The organism is Bradyrhizobium yuanmingense, assembly GCF_900094575.1.
In the GTDB taxonomy this organism is placed as follows: domain Bacteria; phylum Pseudomonadota; class Alphaproteobacteria; order Rhizobiales; family Xanthobacteraceae; genus Bradyrhizobium; species Bradyrhizobium yuanmingense.
In genome coordinates this window covers 322831-339489 of sequence record NZ_FMAE01000003.1, presented here as the reverse complement: position 1 = coordinate 339489, position 16659 = coordinate 322831, and the positions used below count along the sequence as shown (strand labels likewise).

13 protein-coding genes are annotated in these 16659 nt (G+C 64.2%); 7 read left to right on the top strand and 6 right to left on the bottom strand.

All coding sequences use genetic code 11. The features are described from left to right. Positions 1 to 96: 96 nt before the first annotated feature. The 6 genes from glpK to GA0061099_RS11275 form a co-directional block, all read right to left on the bottom strand. Positions 97 to 1602, bottom strand: a complete 1506-nt coding sequence (glpK, locus tag GA0061099_RS11300) for a glycerol kinase GlpK (protein ID WP_036021533.1) — start codon at positions 1600 to 1602, stop codon at positions 97 to 99. A gap of 378 nt (positions 1603 to 1980) precedes the next feature. Further along, positions 1981 to 2754: an SDR family NAD(P)-dependent oxidoreductase gene (locus GA0061099_RS11295; RefSeq protein ID WP_036021532.1), complete on the bottom strand. Its 774-nt coding sequence runs from the start codon at positions 2752 to 2754 to the stop codon at positions 1981 to 1983. Between the two features lie 121 nt (positions 2755 to 2875). Next, positions 2876 to 4018: a pimeloyl-CoA dehydrogenase small subunit gene (gene pimD, locus GA0061099_RS11290; RefSeq protein WP_036021529.1), complete on the bottom strand. Its 1143-nt coding sequence runs from the start codon at positions 4016 to 4018 to the stop codon at positions 2876 to 2878. Between the two features lie 183 nt (positions 4019 to 4201). Further along, a complete protein-coding gene (pimC, locus tag GA0061099_RS11285; protein ID WP_035997966.1) occupies positions 4202 to 5392 on the bottom strand; it encodes a pimeloyl-CoA dehydrogenase large subunit in 1191 nt (396 codons plus the stop codon). A gap of 19 nt (positions 5393 to 5411) precedes the next feature. Further along, entirely contained in the window at positions 5412 to 7106 is a 1695-nt protein-coding gene (pimA, locus tag GA0061099_RS11280) for a dicarboxylate--CoA ligase PimA (RefSeq protein WP_050995836.1), read from the bottom strand. Between the two features lie 158 nt (positions 7107 to 7264). After that, a complete protein-coding gene (locus GA0061099_RS11275) occupies positions 7265 to 9361 on the bottom strand; it encodes a 3-hydroxyacyl-CoA dehydrogenase NAD-binding domain-containing protein (protein ID WP_036021523.1) in 2097 nt (698 codons plus the stop codon). A 130-nt stretch (positions 9362 to 9491) separates the two neighbouring features. Here GA0061099_RS11275 and GA0061099_RS11270 point away from each other — a divergent pair, with 130 nt between their 5' ends. The 7 genes from GA0061099_RS11270 (at position 9492) to GA0061099_RS11240 (ending at position 16455) form a co-directional block, all read left to right on the top strand. Next, the gene (locus tag GA0061099_RS11270) at positions 9492 to 10358 is read left to right on the top strand and encodes an IclR family transcriptional regulator (protein WP_035997958.1); all 867 of its coding nucleotides are present in this window, start codon (positions 9492 to 9494) and stop codon (positions 10356 to 10358) included. A gap of 66 nt (positions 10359 to 10424) precedes the next feature. Then, positions 10425 to 11222 (top strand): ABC transporter ATP-binding protein, encoded by a 798-nt coding sequence (locus GA0061099_RS11265; RefSeq protein WP_036021520.1) that lies wholly within the window; start codon positions 10425 to 10427, stop codon positions 11220 to 11222. After that, complete coding sequence (locus GA0061099_RS11260) at positions 11219 to 11932, top strand: ABC transporter ATP-binding protein (protein ID WP_035997952.1); 714 nt, start codon at positions 11219 to 11221, stop codon at positions 11930 to 11932. The genes GA0061099_RS11265 and GA0061099_RS11260 overlap by 4 nt, the downstream gene beginning before the upstream one ends. Positions 11933 to 11945: 13 nt before the next feature. Beyond that, the gene (locus tag GA0061099_RS11255) at positions 11946 to 12824 is read left to right on the top strand and encodes a branched-chain amino acid ABC transporter permease (protein ID WP_035997949.1); all 879 of its coding nucleotides are present in this window, start codon (positions 11946 to 11948) and stop codon (positions 12822 to 12824) included. Between the two features lie 2 nt (positions 12825 to 12826). Then, positions 12827 to 13846: a branched-chain amino acid ABC transporter permease gene (locus tag GA0061099_RS11250; protein WP_036021517.1), complete on the top strand. Its 1020-nt coding sequence runs from the start codon at positions 12827 to 12829 to the stop codon at positions 13844 to 13846. Between the two features lie 30 nt (positions 13847 to 13876). Continuing rightward, on the top strand, positions 13877 to 15112 hold the full coding sequence (locus GA0061099_RS11245) for an ABC transporter substrate-binding protein (protein WP_036021515.1): 1236 nt from the start codon (positions 13877 to 13879) through the stop codon (positions 15110 to 15112). A gap of 116 nt (positions 15113 to 15228) precedes the next feature. After that, positions 15229 to 16455 carry an ABC transporter substrate-binding protein gene (locus GA0061099_RS11240; protein WP_036021512.1) on the top strand — a complete coding sequence of 409 codons (1227 nt, stop codon included), beginning with the start codon at positions 15229 to 15231 and terminating at the stop codon, positions 16453 to 16455. The last annotated feature ends 204 nt before the right edge of the window (positions 16456 to 16659 follow it).

Genomic DNA, 16659 nt, shown 5'->3' with positions numbered 1-16659 from the left:
TAGCCCGGATGGAGCGCAGCGCAATCCGGGATTTGTGCCACCATCGACAGCGGACCCGGATTACGCTGCGCTCCATCCGGGCTACGACATTTGCCGCTACCCCTCCCCCTCGTCGCTCGCCAGCACGCCCTTTACCGCGCGCGCCCAGCCGGCGAGCTTCCGCTCGCGCGTGGCCTGGCTCATGTTGGGCTTGAAGCGGTGCTCGAGGCGCCAATTGTCGGCGAACTTGGTCGGCTCGGGATAAACGCCCGCCTGGAGGCCAGCGAGGTAGGCGGCGCCCAGCGCCGTGGTCTCCTGGATCACCGGGCGGTCGACCGGCGCATCCAGGAGATCGGCGAGGCGCTGCATGGTCCAGTCGGAGGCGGTCATGCCTCCGTCGACGCGGAGCACGACGCTTGCGGTTTCCGAACTCGGCCAGTCCGCGCGCATTGCGGCCCAGAGATCGAAGGTCTGGTAGCAGACGCTTTCCAGCGCGGCATGGGCGAGCTCGGCGGGGCCGGTGTTGCGGGTGAGGCCGAAGAGCGCGCCGCGCACGCGCGGATTCCAATAGGGCGCGCCCATGCCGACGAAGGCGGGGACGAGATAGACGCTCTGCATGGAGTCAGATTGATCCGCGAGAGGTCCGGTCTCGGCGGCGTGCTTGATGATCCCGAGGCCGTCGCGCAGCCATTGCACGGCGGAGCCGGCGACGAAGATCGAGCCTTCCAGCGCGTAGGTGCGTTTGCCATCGAGCTGATAGGCGACGGTGGTGAGCAGCTTGTTCTTGGAGACGACGGGCGTGGTGCCGGTGTTGAGCAGCGCGAAACACCCGGTGCCGTAGGTCGACTTCATCATGCCCGGGCGGAAGCAGGCCTGGCCGATGGTGGCGGCCTGCTGGTCGCCGGCGATGCCGGCGATGACGATGGGGCCGCCGAACAGGTCCGGCGTGCTCTCGCCGAAGCGGGCGGAGGAATCCTTCACCTCGGGCAGCATCGAGCGCGGCACGCCGATGATCTCCAGGAGCTCGTCGTCCCATGCGCCAGTGTGGATGTTGAACAGCAGCGTGCGCGAGGCATTGGTGGCGTCGGTGGCGTGCACCTTGCCGCCGGTGAGGCGCCACAGCAGATAGCAATCGATGGTGCCGAACATCAATTCGCCGCGCGCGGCGCGGGCGCGGGCGCCGGGGACGTGGTCGAGGATCCAGGCGACTTTGGTGCCGGAGAAATAGGGATCGATGATCAGGCCGGTCTTCTCAGAGATCACCGGCTCGCGGCCTTCTGCCTTGAGCTTGGCGCAGATATCGGCAGTGCGGCGGTCCTGCCAGACGATGGCGCGGTGCACGGCCTGGCCGGTGGCACGGTCCCACACCACGGTGGTCTCGCGCTGGTTGGTGATGCCGATCGCGGCGATGTCCTTGGCGGTGATGCCGGCGTGCTCGATCGCCTCGCGACACACCATCACGGTCGAGGTCCAGATGTCCTCCGGCTCGTGCTCGACCCAGCCCGAAGCCGGAAAGTGCTGCGGAAACTCGGCCTGCGCCTTCGCCGCGATGGAAATATCGGAGCGAAACACGATCGCGCGCGAAGAGGTGGTGCCCTGGTCGATGGCGAGGACGAAAGACATGGCGGCTTACCTTGGCGTTTTCTTTGGGCGTCTTCCCTGGAGGGGTCATTGTGTCGGGCCAAAGGGAGCGGATTAGGGCGGCAAGGTCAAGGTTTGGATCAGTGGGGGCCGCTGCCCTTCCTTCTCCCCTTGTGGGAGAAGGTGGCATAGGCGGCCGTCGGCCGCCGTTCTCAAGAACGCCGAAGCAAGGCTTCGGCTACGGCGCCGGATGAGGGGTATGCTTCAGCGAATACAGCCGCAAAAGAGTCACACGCGGAGGGATACCCCTCACCTGTCTCGCCGCTTCGCCATAGCCGATGCGAAGCATCGGCGTTCTTGAGAACGGCGGCCGAAGGCCGCCTATGCCACCCTCTCCCACAAGGGGAGAGGGGAAGAACCCTACACCGCCGCCGTTGTCACGCCGCCGTCGATGACGATGGTCTGGCCGGTCATGAAGCTCGAGGCATCGGAGGCGAGGTAGGCGACGGCGCCGGCGATTTCGTCGGGCTCGCCGATGCGGCGGAGCGGCGTGGTGGCGGTGCGGCGCTTCAGATTGGCTTCGTCTTCCCAGAGCGCGCGGGCGAAGTCGGTCTTGACGAGGCCGGGCGCGATGCAATTGACGCGGACGCCTTTCGGGCCCCATTCGCCGGCGAGCGAACGGCACAGCGCGAAGTCGGCGGCCTTGGAGATGCCGTAGGCGCCAATCACGGTGGAGCCGCGCAGGCCCCCGATCGAGGAGATGATGATCACCGAGCCCTTGCCGCGCTCGGCCATTTGCGGGATCGCGAGCGCGGAGAGCCAGATGTTGCTCTTGACGTTCGAGCCCATGATCTTGTCGAAGGCTTCGTCGGTGATTTCGAGCAGCGGGCCGTAATAGGGATTCACGGCGGCGTTGCAGACGAGAATGTCGATCTTGCCGTAATGCTTCGTCGCGCCCGCGATCAGCGCCTCGACCTCGTTCTTGCGCGCGATGTTGCAGGGAATGACGATGGCATCGCCGCCAGCGGCATTGATGCCGTCGGCGACTTCCTTGCAGGCCTCCGCCTTGCGCGAGGAGACAACCACCTTGGCGCCTAACTTGGCGAGCAACTCGGCGGAGGAGCGGCCGATGCCGCGGCTGGAGCCGGTGACCACGGCGACCTTGCCGGTGAGATCGAACGGGGTGTTTTGCATTGCTGTTGCCTCAGATGCTTCGTCATTCCGGGGCGCGCCTCTTGGCGCGAGCCCGGAATCCATACTCCCGATCGTGGCTATGGATCCCGGGCTCGCGCTTCGCGCGCCCCGGGATGACAGGTCAGATCAACCCGCCCGCATCCGCGACGCGGCGCTGGTGGTAGTCGGTGTCGCCAAAGGTGTTCTCGATCATGGTGAGGCGCTTGAAGTAGTGGCCGATCTTGGCCTCCATGGTCATGCCGATGCCGCCGTGGAGCTGGATCGACTGCTGGCCGACGAATTTCAGCGATTTGCCGATCTGCACCTTGGCCGCGGCGATCGCGTTGCTGCGCTCCTTGGCGTCCTCGAAGTCGTTCGCCATGGTCGCGAACATCGACATCGAGCGCGCCTGCTCGGTGGCGACGAACATGTCGGAGGCGCGGTGCTGCAGCGACTGGAACGAGCCGATCGCGACGCCGAATTGCTTGCGCGTCTTGATGTACTCGACCGTGGTCTTGAGCGATTCGTCCATCAGGCCGACCGCCTCGGCGCAGAGCGCGACGCGGGCTTCGTCCACCACGCGCTCGATCAGCGCGAGCGAATCCTCGGGGTTGCCGAGCACGGCGTCGGGACCGACCTCGACACCGGTGAAGGTGATGTCGGCGGCGTGCAGGCCGTCCTGGGTCGGATAGGACTTTTTCGCGACGCCCTTGGCATTGGCCGGAACCAGAAACACGCCGATGCCTGACTTGTCGCGGCGGTCGCCCTTGGTGCGCGCGGTGACGATCAGGGTATCCGCGTTCTCGCCGTTCAGCACGACGAACTTCTCGCCGTCGATCACGTAGGCATCGCCCTTCTTCTTCGCGGTCGTGGCGACGTCGAACAGATCGTAGCGCGAGTTCTTCTCGAGCTGGGCGAAGGCCAGCGTCTTGCTGCCGTCGATGATGCCGGGCACGTGCGCGGCCTTCTGCGCATCGGTGCCGGCATGACGCAGGAAGCCGCCGCCGATCACCACCGTCGCCAGATAGGGCTCGAGCACCAGCGCCTTCCCGAGCGCTTCCATCACGATCATGGTCTCGACACCGCCGCCGCCGAAGCCGCCGTCAGCCTCGCTGAAGGGCAGGCCCAAAAGTCCCTGCTCGGCGAGCTTGAGCCAGACCGTTTTGCTCCAGCCGCCCTTCTCCGCCATGTACTTCTTGCGCTGCTCGAAATCGTAGGAATCGGTCAGCAGGCCGTCGATGCTTTCCTTGAGAAGCCGCTGCTCCTCGGACAGATCAAAATCCATTTCTTTGGTTCCTCGTACCCGGACTTATTTGACTTCGTCATTCCGGGATGGCCCGAAGGGCCAGGCCCGGAATCCATTTCGCCTCAGCGTATGGGCCCGATGGATTCCGGGTTCGCGACTTCGTCGCGCCCCGGAATGACGGTGGAAAGATTGCCCTCCCCGCGGTCGCGGAGAGGTGGCAGATCACAGCCCCAGCACCGCCTTGGCGATGATGTTGCGCTGGATCTCGTTGGAGCCGCCGTAGATCGAGACCTTGCGGTTGTTGAAGTAGCTCGGCGCGATCTGGGCGGTCCAGTCCATGGCTTCGTTCGAGCCATCGTCGCCGTGCACGTCGTAGGGCGCGGCGAACGGGCCGATCACTTCCATCAGCAGCTCGGTGGTGGTCTGCTGGATCTCCGAGCCCTTGATCTTCAGCACCGAGGAGGCCGGATTGGGCTTGCCCTTGCCGTGCTTGCCTTCGTCGGCGACGACGCGCAGCTGGGTGAGCTCGAGCGCCTTCAGCTCGATCTCGCAGGCCGCCAGCTTCTCGCGGAAGGCGGGATCCTGGATGATCGGCTTGCCGGCGGATTCGACCTTCGAGGCCAGATCCTTGATGCGGCGGATGCGCTCCTTGGAGACGCCGACGCGGGCGATGCCGGTGCGCTCATTGCCGAGCAGGAACTTGGCGTAATCCCAACCCTTGTTCTCCTCGCCGATCAGGTTCTCGTAGGGAACCTCGACGTCATCGAAGAAGACCTCGTTGACCTCACGGCCGCCGTCGATGGTCTGGATCGGGCGAACGGTGACGCCCTTCGACTTCATCGAGAACACGATGAAGGAGATGCCCATCTGCTTCTTGGCGTTGTTGTCGGTGCGGCAGAGGCAGAAGATCATGTCGGCGTGCTGGGCGAGCGTGGTCCAGGTCTTCTGGCCGTTGATGATCCATTTGTCGCCACGGCGCTCGGCCTTGGTCTTGAGCGAGGCGAGGTCGGAGCCGGAGCCGGGCTCCGAAAAGCCCTGGCACCACCAATCGTCGACATTGGCGATGCGCGGCAGGTACTTCTTCTTCTGCTCCTCGTTGCCGAAGGTGTAGATGACGGGGCCGACCATGCTGACGCCGAAGGCGAGCGGCTGCGGCGCCGGATAGGACTGCAGCTCCTCGTTGAAGATGTAGTGCTGCACGCTGGTCCAGCCGGTGCCGCCATATTCCTTCGGCCAATGGCTGACGCCCCAGCCCTTCTTGTTGAGGATGCGCCACCACGTCACCATCTCGTCCTTGGAGAGGTGACGGCCCTCGACCAGCTTGCGCCGCGTATCCGGCGGCACGTTGTCGCGGAAGAACTGCCGCACTTCGTCGCGAAACGCCTGCTCTTCTCTAGTGAATGCGAGATCCATTGGATCCTCCTGTGAAACGTTACTTCATTTTCGTCATTGCGGGGGCATCAGCAGCGCGAATCCCGGATAGCGGTTTCTGCTGCTGGCGCAATTCGTGGCGCGACAATTTCCCGACCGGCGTGCGCGGCAGGTCGTCGACGAACTCGACCGCGGCCGGCAATTCGTGCCTGCCGAGCTTGCCGGCAAGCTGCGCGCGCAGCTCGTCGAGCGTGAACGGCTTTGCCTCGGGCCTCAACTTGATGAAGGCCTTGGCGGCTTCGCCGCGATAGGGGTCGGGAATGCCGAGCACGATCACCTCGTGCACGCCCGGAATGGTGTAGATCGCCTGCTCGATCATCTGCGGGTAGACGTTGAAGCCGCCGGAGATGATCATGTCCTTCTTGCGGTCGACCAGGAAGAAGTAGCCGTCGGCATCGACATAGCCGATGTCGCCGGTGAGAAAGCGGCCATCGACGAAGGCCTCGGTCGATCCCTCCGGCTTGTTCCAGTAGCCCTTGGTGACGTTCGGGCCCTTGATGCGGATCTCGCCGATTTCGCCCGGCGGCAGCACGCGTCTGGGATCGTCGAGCGCGACGACGTCGAGCTCGATGCCGGGCAGCGTCAGGCCGATCGAGCCCGGTTTCTCGGGGCCCTCGGGCGGATGGCCGGTGCCGGGCGAGCAGGTCTCGGTCATGCCCCAGCCGCTCTTCAGCTTCTTGCCGACCTTGCGCTCGAAGAAGCTCGCGATCTCCACCGGCAGCGGCGCGCCGCCGGAGCCGATGGTGACGAGCGAGGAGAAGTCGCGTTTGTCGAGATCGGGCAGCGCGGCGATCGCGATCCACATCGTCGGCACGCCTGGGAAATACGTCGCACGCTTGACCTCGATGTCGCGCATCACGGCTTCGACGTCGAAGCGCTGATGCAGCGAGATCAGATTGCCGCGGCGGAGCGAGGACAGCAGCACCACGGTGAGCGCGTAGATGTGGAACAGCGGCAGCACGCAGATCACGCGCTCGATTGTCTCGCCGCGGGCGGCACGGGCCGGCTTGCCCCAGACGTCGTAGATCGACACCGCCGAGGTGAGATTGCCGTGCGTGAGCATCGCGCCCTTCGGCAGGCCGGTGGTGCCGCCGGTATATTGCAGCAGCGCGACGTCGTCGGCCGCAACGACAGGCCATTGCGCCGGCGCGATGGCGCCCTCGACGAAAGCCGCGAACGTGACGATGCGGGGATCGTCGGGGATTGCCGCCTGCGGCGTGCCGACCTTGCCCCAATGATCGTCCTCGCAGACGACGAGCTTGTCGATCAGGCCCTTCTCCAGGAATTTCAGCGCGGTCGGCAGCAGGGCCTGGAGGTTGGAGGTGACGAGCAGGCGCGAGCCGGAATCGGTGATCTTGTGCGTCAGCGCGATCTCGCCGTCGAGCGGCGACAGATGCGCGACGCGGCCCCCGGCCTTCAGCGCGCCGAAGAAGCTGACGGGATGATCGGGCGTGTTGCCGAGGAACAGCGCGACCGAGCTGTTCCTGCCGATGCCAGCGCGCAGGAACGCCGCGGCGGCGCGATCGGCCAAGCTTGCGAGCTCGGCGTAGCTGATGGGCCGGTCGCGGAATTCCAGCGCGGTGCGCGGGCCGTAATCGGCGGCGGCCTTGGCGAGAAGGTCCGGCAGCGTGCCCTGGACGATGGTGTCGTCCCACCGCACGCCCTCGGGATAAAACTGTTCGCCGGGATGGGTCATTTTCCTGATTGCTCGAGCGAACAACTAACACAGACCGTCATTCCGGGGCGCGACGAAGTCGCGAGCCCGGAATCCATAACCACCAGCTGGGGTTATGGATTCCGGGCCTGCGCCTTGCGGCGCATCCCGGAATGACGAAGGTTGGGACGAAGCCCCGATCACGCTGCTTTCGACTCCGCAGCCAGCGACGCAAACGTCTTGCCCTCCGCGGCGAGCTTCTTCAGCAGCGGGGCGGGCTCGAGGCTCGGATCGTTGGTCTCCTTGGCGTAGAAGGCCAGACGATCGGCGATGTGCTTGAGGCCGACGCTGTCGGCCCAGAACATCGGGCCGCCACGGTAGATCGGCCAGCCATAGCCGTAGAGCCAGACCACGTCGATGTCGCTGGGACGCGCGGCGATGCCCTCTTCCAGGATCTTCGCGCCCTCGTTGATCATCGGATACATCATGCGCTCGAGGATCTCCTCGTCGCTGACGACGCGCTTCTTGCGGCCGAGACGCAGCAAGGTCTCGTCGATCAGCTTCTCGACGTCGGGGTCGGGCAGCGGCGCACGAGAACCCTGCTCGTACTTGTAATAGCCCTTGCCGGTCTTCTGGCCGAAGCGGCCGGCCTCGCACAGCGCGTCCGCGATCTCCGACTTGATGCCGCGGTCCTTACGCGAGCGCCAGCCGATGTCGAGGCCGGCGAGATCGCTCATCGCGAACGGGCCCATCGGCATGCCGAACTTGGTGACGACGGCATCGACCTGCTGCGGCAGCGCGCCCTCGAACAGCAGCTTCTCGGACTGCTTGCCGCGCTGGGCCAGCATGCGGTTGCCGACGAAGCCGTCGCAGACGCCGACCACGGCCGGCACCTTCGCGATTTTTCGCGCGATGGTCACCGCAGTCACCAGCGCATCCGGCGCGGTCTTGTCGGCACGCACGATCTCGCACAGCTTCATGACGTTGGCCGGCGAGAAGAAGTGCATGCCGAGCACGTCCTGCGGACGCTTGGTCGACTTCGCGATCTCGTCGATGTTGAGATAGGAGGTGTTGGAGGCGAGCACGGCGCCCGGCTTGGCGTACTGGTCGAGCTTGCCAAACACCTCCTTCTTGACCGCCATGGTCTCGAACACGGCCTCGATGACGAGATCGGCATCGCCGACATTCTCGATGCCGACGACGCCGTTGATCAGCGCCATGCGCTTGGCGGGCGCATCGGCCGGGATGCCGCCGCGCGCGGCGGTCGCTTCCCAGTTCTTCTGCATCACGCCCATGCCGCGCTTGAGCTGCTCCTCGCCGGTCTCGATCAGGGTGACGGGAATGCCGGCATTGGCGAAGGACATCGCGATGCCGCCGCCCATGGTGCCGGCACCGAGAATGGCGACGCGGTTCACGGGCCGCGGCTTGGTGCCTTCAGGAACGCCGGCGATCTTGTTGGCCTCGCGCTCGGCGAAGAAGGCGTAACGCTGCGCCTTGGACTGGTCGCTGGCGACGAGCTTGAGGAAGCCCTCGCGCTCCTTCTTCAGGCCTTCGTCGAACGGCAGGTCGATGGCATAGCCGACGGCGTCGGCTGCGGCGAACGGCGCCTCGAGGCCGCGCGACTTCTTGGTCATGGCCGCGACCGCATTGGTGAAGATCGAGCGATCGGCCTTGGCGGCTGCGAGCTTGGAATCGTCGTCGCGCAGGCGGCGCAGCGGGCGCTTCTCCGCGAGCAGCTTGCGCACGAAAGCCTCGCCGCCGGAGGCCGGGCCCTCGACGATCTCCTCGATCAGGCCGTTCTTCAGCGCCTCCGCCGCCCCGATCGGGTCGCCGCCGACGATCATCTTGACCGCAAGCTCCGGGCCCACCGCACGGGGCAGGCGCTGGGTGCCACCGGCGCCGGGCAGAAGTCCGAGCTTCACCTCGGGCAGGCCGAGCTTGGCCTCTTTCACCGCGACGCGGAAATGGCAGGCCAGCGCGACCTCGAGGCCGCCGCCGAGCGCGGTGCCGTGGATCGCGGCAACGACCGGCTTGGGCGAGTTTTCGATCTCGGACAGCACGTCGTTGAGCGCGGGCGGCTTCGGCGGCTTGCCGAACTCGGTGATGTCGGCACCGGCAATGAAGGTGCGACCGGCGCAGGTCAGCACGATGCCCTTGATGGAGGGATCGGCGATCGCGGCTTTGATGCACTCGAGGATGCCGCCGCGGACTGCGGCACTCAGCGCATTGACCGGCGGGCTGTTGACCGTGACGATCCCGACTTCATCATGACGCTCAAGCTTGACCACTTCGCTCACGGTGTCCCTCCTTGGTGGGGATTTACTTTTATTCGATTTCGCATTGCGGAATTTAATTCCGCATCTTGACGGCAGGGTTATTTTGAAGCACGGACGTTGTCAACGACTCCGCGCAAGAAGCAGATCAGGGATGAAGCGTACAGGAAAGAAGACCGCGACCGATCGGAATTTCGTCGTCGCGCTTTCCCGCGGACTGGAAGTATTGCGCGCGTTCCAACCCAATGACGGCCTGCTGGGCAATCAGGAGATTGCGTCCCGCACCAATCTGCCCAAGCCCACCGTGTCGCGGCTGACCTACACGCTGACCAAGCTTGGCTATCTGACGCCGGTTCCTCGCTTCGAGAAGTACCAGCTCGCCCCGGCAGCGATGTCGCTCGGCTACGCGGCGCTGGCCAATCTGGGCGTTCGGCATTTGTCCGAGCCGTTCCGCGAAGAGGTGATGCGCGCGACCGGCGGCGCCGTCGCCGTCGGCGGCCGTGACCGCCACAGCATGATCTATTTCGGGCAGAGCCGCGGCAGCGAGACTGTCGGCGTTCAACTTGACGTCGGCTCGCGCGTGCCGATTGCAACCAGCGCGATGGGCCGCGCCTATTTCTGGGCACTCGATGACGAAGGTCGCGCCGAAGTGTCGCGCATCCTGCGCGAACATTACGGCAGCCGCTGGCCGAAGATGCGCGAGGGCTTGGAACGTTCCGGCGAGACGGTCGCGAAATACGGCTTTGCGATTTCGGTCGGCGATTGGCACGACGACATCGGCGCGGCCGGCGTCGCACTCAAGCTCAACGACGGAACCGGACCTTACGCATTCAATTGCGGCGCGCCCGCATTCCGTTTCACGGAAGAGCGTTTGATCAACGACATTGGACCGCGTCTCTTAGCGATGGTAAGGAACATCGAGGCGGCGCTCGGGGGTCTGATGCCGCATTCAAAAAAAGACATCAGCAAAAAGCTGAAATCAGGAGGAAAAGTTGCGCGTGTGGCCGAGGGATTCAGATAGCCTTTGTCATCATCGGGAGCGGCTCGCATCGCCCCATCGCTCACCGAACGACGTGAGCGAGACGAGATGACGCAGGCACAGCTCGCGCAGGGTAGATCGCCCCTGCTCGCGGTTCGCGACGTCAGCGTCGTGTTCGGCGGCATCGTCGCGCTCAACGGCGTGTCCTTCGACATGCACAAGGGAGCCATCCTCGGATTGATCGGCCCGAACGGCGCCGGCAAGACCACGCTCTTCAACTGCCTGTCGCGGCTGTACCAGCCGTCGTCCGGCGACATCTTGATGGACGGCGTGAGCATCCTGACGCGGCCGCCGCACCGGATCGCCGAGATCGGCATCGGCCGCACCTTCCAGAACGTGGCGCTGTTTCCCAACCTTTCGGTGATGGACAACGTCCGCGTCGGCGCCCATTCGAAGACCTCGAGCGACATTATCAGCGACTCCCTGAAGCTTGCCTGGGTCCGGCGCAGCGAGGCCAGCATCAACAAGAAGGTGCACGAGATCCTTGCTTACCTCGACCTCGAGGACGTCGCCCATACCGTCGTGTCCGGCCTACCGTTCGGTACGCAGAAGCGGGTCGAGCTGGCGCGTGCGCTGGCGGCCGATCCGAAGATCCTGCTGCTCGACGAACCCGCCGGCGGCCTCAACCACGAGGAAGTTCATGTGCTCGGCGACCTCATCCGCAAAATCCGCGACGAGCGCCATATGACCGTGCTCCTGGTCGAGCATCACATGGGCCTCGTGATGTCGATCGCCGACCACGTTGTCGCGCTGAATTTCGGCAAGAAGCTCGCGGAAGGCACGCCCGCCCAGGTGCAGGCGGACCCGGACGTCATCAAGGCCTATCTCGGGAGCAAGGATCAATGACGCCACTGCTCAACGTCAAGGACCTGCGCGCTTATTACGGCCAGGTCCAGGCGCTCCATGGCCTGTCCTTCTCGCTCAATGAGGGCTCGCTCGTGACGCTGCTGGGCGCCAACGGCGCCGGCAAGACCACCACACTGCGCGCGATCTGCAACATGGTGCGCTCCACCGGCGGCGTCGAGTTCGAAGGCAAGCCGCTGAACAACCGTTCGACCGAGAGCATCGTGCGGTTCGGCATCGCCCACGTGCCGCAGGGCCGCGGCACCTTCACCAACATGACGGTGGAAGAGAACCTCCAGCTCGGGGCCATCACCCGCAAGGACCGCGCCGGCATCGTCTCCGACATCGAGCGCATGTACGCGCATTTCCCGGTGTTGAAGCAGCGCCATACCCAGCAGGCCGGCACGCTCTCCGGCGGCGAGCAGCAGATGCTCGCGGTCGCCCGCGCGCTGATGCTGCGACCGCGGCTGATGCTGCTCGACGAGCCCTCCTTCGGCCTCGCGCCGCTGGTGGTGCGCGACCTGTTCGGCATCCTCGGCAAGATCAACCGCGAGGACAAGGTCTCGATCCTGGTGGTCGAGCAGAACGCCCAGCTCGCGCTCGAGCTCGCCGACCAGGCCTATGTGATCGAGACCGGGCGCATCGTGATGTCGGGCAAGGCCAAGGACATCGCGAACAACGAAGAAATCCGCAAATCCTATCTGGGTTACTGAGGGAGCCGGCACAATGGAGCTGTTCACCAACCAGGTCCTGGCCGGCATCGCCACGGGGGCGATTTATGCCTGCATGGCGCTCGCCGTGGTCATGATCTACCAGGCCATCGACCATCTCAACTTCGCGCAAGGCGAGATGGCGATGTTCTCGACCTTCATCTCATGGCAGCTGATGCAGTGGGGCGTGTCTTATTGGGCTGCCTTCCTGATCACGCTGGCATTTTCTTTCGTTGCCGGCATCGCGATCGAGCGCATCCTGTTCAAGCCGCTCGTCAAGGCGCCGGTGCTCACCAACGTCGCCGGCTTCATCGCGCTGTTTGCGATCATCAACTCCTCGGCGGGCCTGATCTGGGACTTCACGATCAAGCAATATCCGACCCCGTTCGGCTCCGCACCGTTCCTCGGCAGCCAGCTGATCTCGACGCACCAGGCCGGCATGATCGGCGTCACCGTGGCGCTGCTGCTCGCGCTCTATTTCTTCTTCCAGTACACGCGCATCGGCCTTGCGATGCGAGCCGCAGCGTCGGTGCCCGAATCGGCCCGCCTCGTCGGCATCAACACGAGCTGGATGATCGCGCTCGGCTGGGGCATGGCGACCGCGATCGGCTCGATCGCCGGCATGCTGATCGCGCCTGTCGTATTCCTCGAGCCGAACATGATGGGCGGCGTGCTGATCTACGGCTTCGCCGCGGCGGTGCTCGGCGGGCTGTCGAGCCCGTTCGGCGCCGTGGTCGGCGGCTTCCTGGTCGGCGTGTTCGAGAACCTCGCCGGTACCTACATCCCCGGCGTCGGCAATGAGCTGAAACTCCCGATCGCGCTCGCGCTGATCATCTCCGTCCTGGTCGTCAAACCCGCTGGTCTGTTCGGCCGGCATATCGTCAAGCGAGTTTGATCATGAGCGCAGCAGAAGAAGTCGTCGCCGAGGGCCACGAGGCGGTCGAGGCGGTTCCGAAGCGGGCCATGACGCTGGGCACCGGCACGTCGCTGGTGGTGCTGGCCGCGCTGCTGATCGTGCCGATGTTCGTCAAGAACTTCATCATCTTCCAGATGACGATGCTCCTGATCTACGGGCTCGCGGTGCTGGCGCTGAACATCCTGACCGGCGGAAGCGGCCAGTTCTCGCTCGGCCAGAGCGCGTTCTACGCCGTCGGCGCCTATGTGTCTGCGGTGCTGATGGAACATGCCAACGTCAACTACGCGCTGACCATTCCGATCTCCGCCGTGATTTGCTTCGGATTCGGTTACCTGTTCGGCAAGCCGGCGCTGCGGCTGTCGGGCATCTATCTCGCGCTCGCGACCTTTGCGCTCGCGACCGCGATGCCGCAGTTGCTCAAGCTGAACTTCCTCGAGCACTGGACCGGCGGCGTGCAGGGCCTCGTCGTCACCAAGCCGGACGCACCGTTCGGCTTGCCGATGTCGCAGGACATGTGGCTGTACTACTTCACGCTCGCCGTGACGGTCGCGATCTACATCTTCTCGGTGAACCTGTTGCGCTCCCGCTCGGGCCGCGCCTTCATGGCGATCCGCGACAACGAGATCGCGGCCTCCTCCATGGGCGTCAACGTCGCGCTGTACAAGACGCTGGCCTTCGGCGTGTCCGCCGGCATCACCGGCGTTGCCGGCTCGCTCGGCGCCATCGCGGTGCAGTTCGTCGCGCCCGACAGCTACACCATCACGCTCGCGATCTCGCTGTTCCTCGGCATGGTGGTCGGCGGCGTCGGCTGGCTGCCCGGCTCGTTCGTCGGCGCGGCCTTCATCATCTTCGTGCCGAACATGGCGGAGAGCATCTCCAAGGGCCTCTCCGGCGCAGTGTTCGGCGTGCTGCTGTTCCTCGTCATCTACCTCGTGCCGCATGGCGCAAGGCAGGTGGCGATCCTGGGCCAGCAACTCGTCGGCAAGCTCAGGAAGAACTGAAGACCCGTTGAATTAACCAAGGAGACCGAATTGTATTTTGGAAGAACACTGCGAGCCGCCGCGCTGATCACGGCAACGGCGGCCATCACTCTCACCTCCGGCGCTGCACTCGCCCAAAAGAAATACGACACCGGCGCGTCCGATACCGAGATCAAGATCGGCAACATCATGCCGTACAGCGGTCCGGCGTCGGCCTATGGCATCATCGGCAAGACCGAAGAAGCCTATTTCAAGATGATCAACGACAAGGGCGGCATCAACGGCCGCAAGATCAACTTCGTCACCTATGACGACGGCTATTCGCCGCCGAAGGCCGTCGAGCAGGTCCGCAAGCTGGTCGAGAGCGACGAGGTGCTGGTCGTTTTCAATCCGCTCGGCACGCCCTCGAACAGTGCGATCCAGAAGTATCTGAACTCCAAGAAGATCCCGCAGCTCTTCGTCGCGACCGGCGCCACCAAGTGGAACGACCCGAAGAACTTCCCCTGGACCATGGGCTGGCAGCCCTCCTACCAGAGCGAAGCGCAGATCTACGCGAAGTGGCTGATGAAGGAGAAGCCGGACGCCAAGATCGCGATCCTCTACCAGAACGACGATTTCGGCAAAGACTACCTCAAGGGCACCAAGGACGGCCTCGGCGCCAAGGCCTCGTCCATGATCGTCATGGAGGAGAGCTACGAGGTCTCCGAGCCGTCGATCGACGGCCATATCGTCAAGATCAAGGCCGCCAATCCCGACGTGCTGCTGATCTACACCACGCCGAAGTTCGCGGCCCAGACCATCAAGAAGACCGCCGAGCTCAGCTGGAAACCGCTCCAGATCCTCACCAACGTGTCGATCTCGGTCGGCAGCGTGATGAAGCCGGCTGGCTTCGAGAACGCGCAGGGCGTGCTGTCGGCCGCCTACGCCAAGGACTCCACGGATCCGCAATGGGCCAACGACCCAGGCATGAAGAAGTGGAACGAGTTCGTCGACAAGTACATGCCGGGTGCCGACAAGTCGGACACCAGCATGGTCTACGGCTATGGCGCCGCGTCGACGCTGGCCAAGGTGCTGGAGATGTGCGGCGACGATCTCACTCGCGCCAACATCATGAAGCAGGCCGCCTCGTTGAAGGACTTTGCCCCGGATACGCTGCTGCCCGGCGTCAAGATCAACACCAGCGCCACCGACTTCGCTCCGATCGCGCAGCTGCAGATGATGCGCTTCAAGGGCGAGAAGTGGGAACTGTTCGGCGAGATCATCAGCGGTGACGTCGCCTCCGAGTGACGCGTGACGCGATGATCGAGGACGAGGAGCCCCCGCGGACAGTCGCGGGGGCTTTTTGTTGACGACAGGCGCCAATCTTGTTCAATGCGATCGATCCATCCCGGGGTAGGAGAGCAATGGCCGCCGTTCGTTCCCAGGTTGCGACGCTCTGGGCCGCGCTTGCCTTGTGCACTGCAATGAGCGGCGAGGCGCTGGCGCAGAAGAAATACGACAGCGGCGCCTCCGATACCGAGATCAAGATCGGTAACATCATGCCCTACAGCGGTCCGGCCTCCGGCTATGCTGCGATCGGCAGGACCGGGGAAGCCTACTTCAACAAGATCAATGCCGAGGGCGGCATCAACGGCCGCAAGATCAGATTCATCTCCTATGACGACGGCTATTCGCCGCCGAAGACGGTGGAACAGGCGCGAAAACTGGTCGAGAGCGACAACGTGCTGCTGATCTTCGGCTCGCTCGGCACCTCCACCAACAGCGCCATCCGCAAGTACATGAACGAGAAGAAGGTGCCGCAATTGTTCGTGGCGAGCGGCGCCTCGAAATGGAACGACCCCAAGCAATATCCCTGGACCATGGGCTGGCAGCCGAGCTACGTCAGCGAGGCTCGGATCTATGCCAAATACATCATGAAGGAGAAGCCAAACGGAAAGATCGGCGTGCTCTACCAGAACGACGATTTCGGCAAGGACTATCTAAACGGGTTGAAGGAGGGCCTCGGCGCCAAGGCTTCGATGATCGTGCGGGAGGAGGCCTACGACACGTCCGAGCCCGCAATCGACGAGCGAGTCGTGAAGCTGAAGGCGGCCGGCGCCGATATCTTCATCAGCCTCACCAACCAGAAATTCGCCGCGCAGGGAATCAAGAAAGCCGCGGAGATCAACTGGCATCCGATGCACATCATCTCCAACGTCTCGGCTTCGGTCAGCGGCGTATTGGAGCCGGCGGGCATTGAAGTCTCGCAAGGCATCCTGTCGGCGACCTACACCAAGGACGGCTCCGACCCGCAGTGGAATGCCGACGACGGCATGAAGAAGTTCTACAGTTTCCTCGCGCAATACGAGCCCAGGGCCAACAAGCTCGATGCCGGCGTCGTGTACGGCTATGCCGCCGCACAGACCATCGTGAAGGTGCTGCAGATGTGCGGCGACGATCTCACCCGCGAGAACGTCATGAAGCAGGCCGCCAGCCTGAAGGACTTCGCACCCGACACGCTGCTGCCAGGCATCAAGATCAACACCGCGCCCGACGATTTCGCCCCGATCGAGCAGCTGCAGATGATGCGCTTCAAGGGCAGGAAATGGGAGCTGTTCGGCGACATCATCTCGAGCGAGATGAGCCACTGAACGACGCAATTCAAAATAGCCGCCTTCTCGTAAAGCAACTCAAGCGGTGAGTTTGCCCCGCAAAAAGAATCTCACGCGCCGGAATATTCAGCACCGCCTTCGACGAGATCGCCGCCTGCGCGAGGGCCGTGCAGGCGTTCTTCTTGCTGACGGCCGTGGATAGGTATTGAATGCGTGACGGAGCGACGCGCAACGATCGCTCCC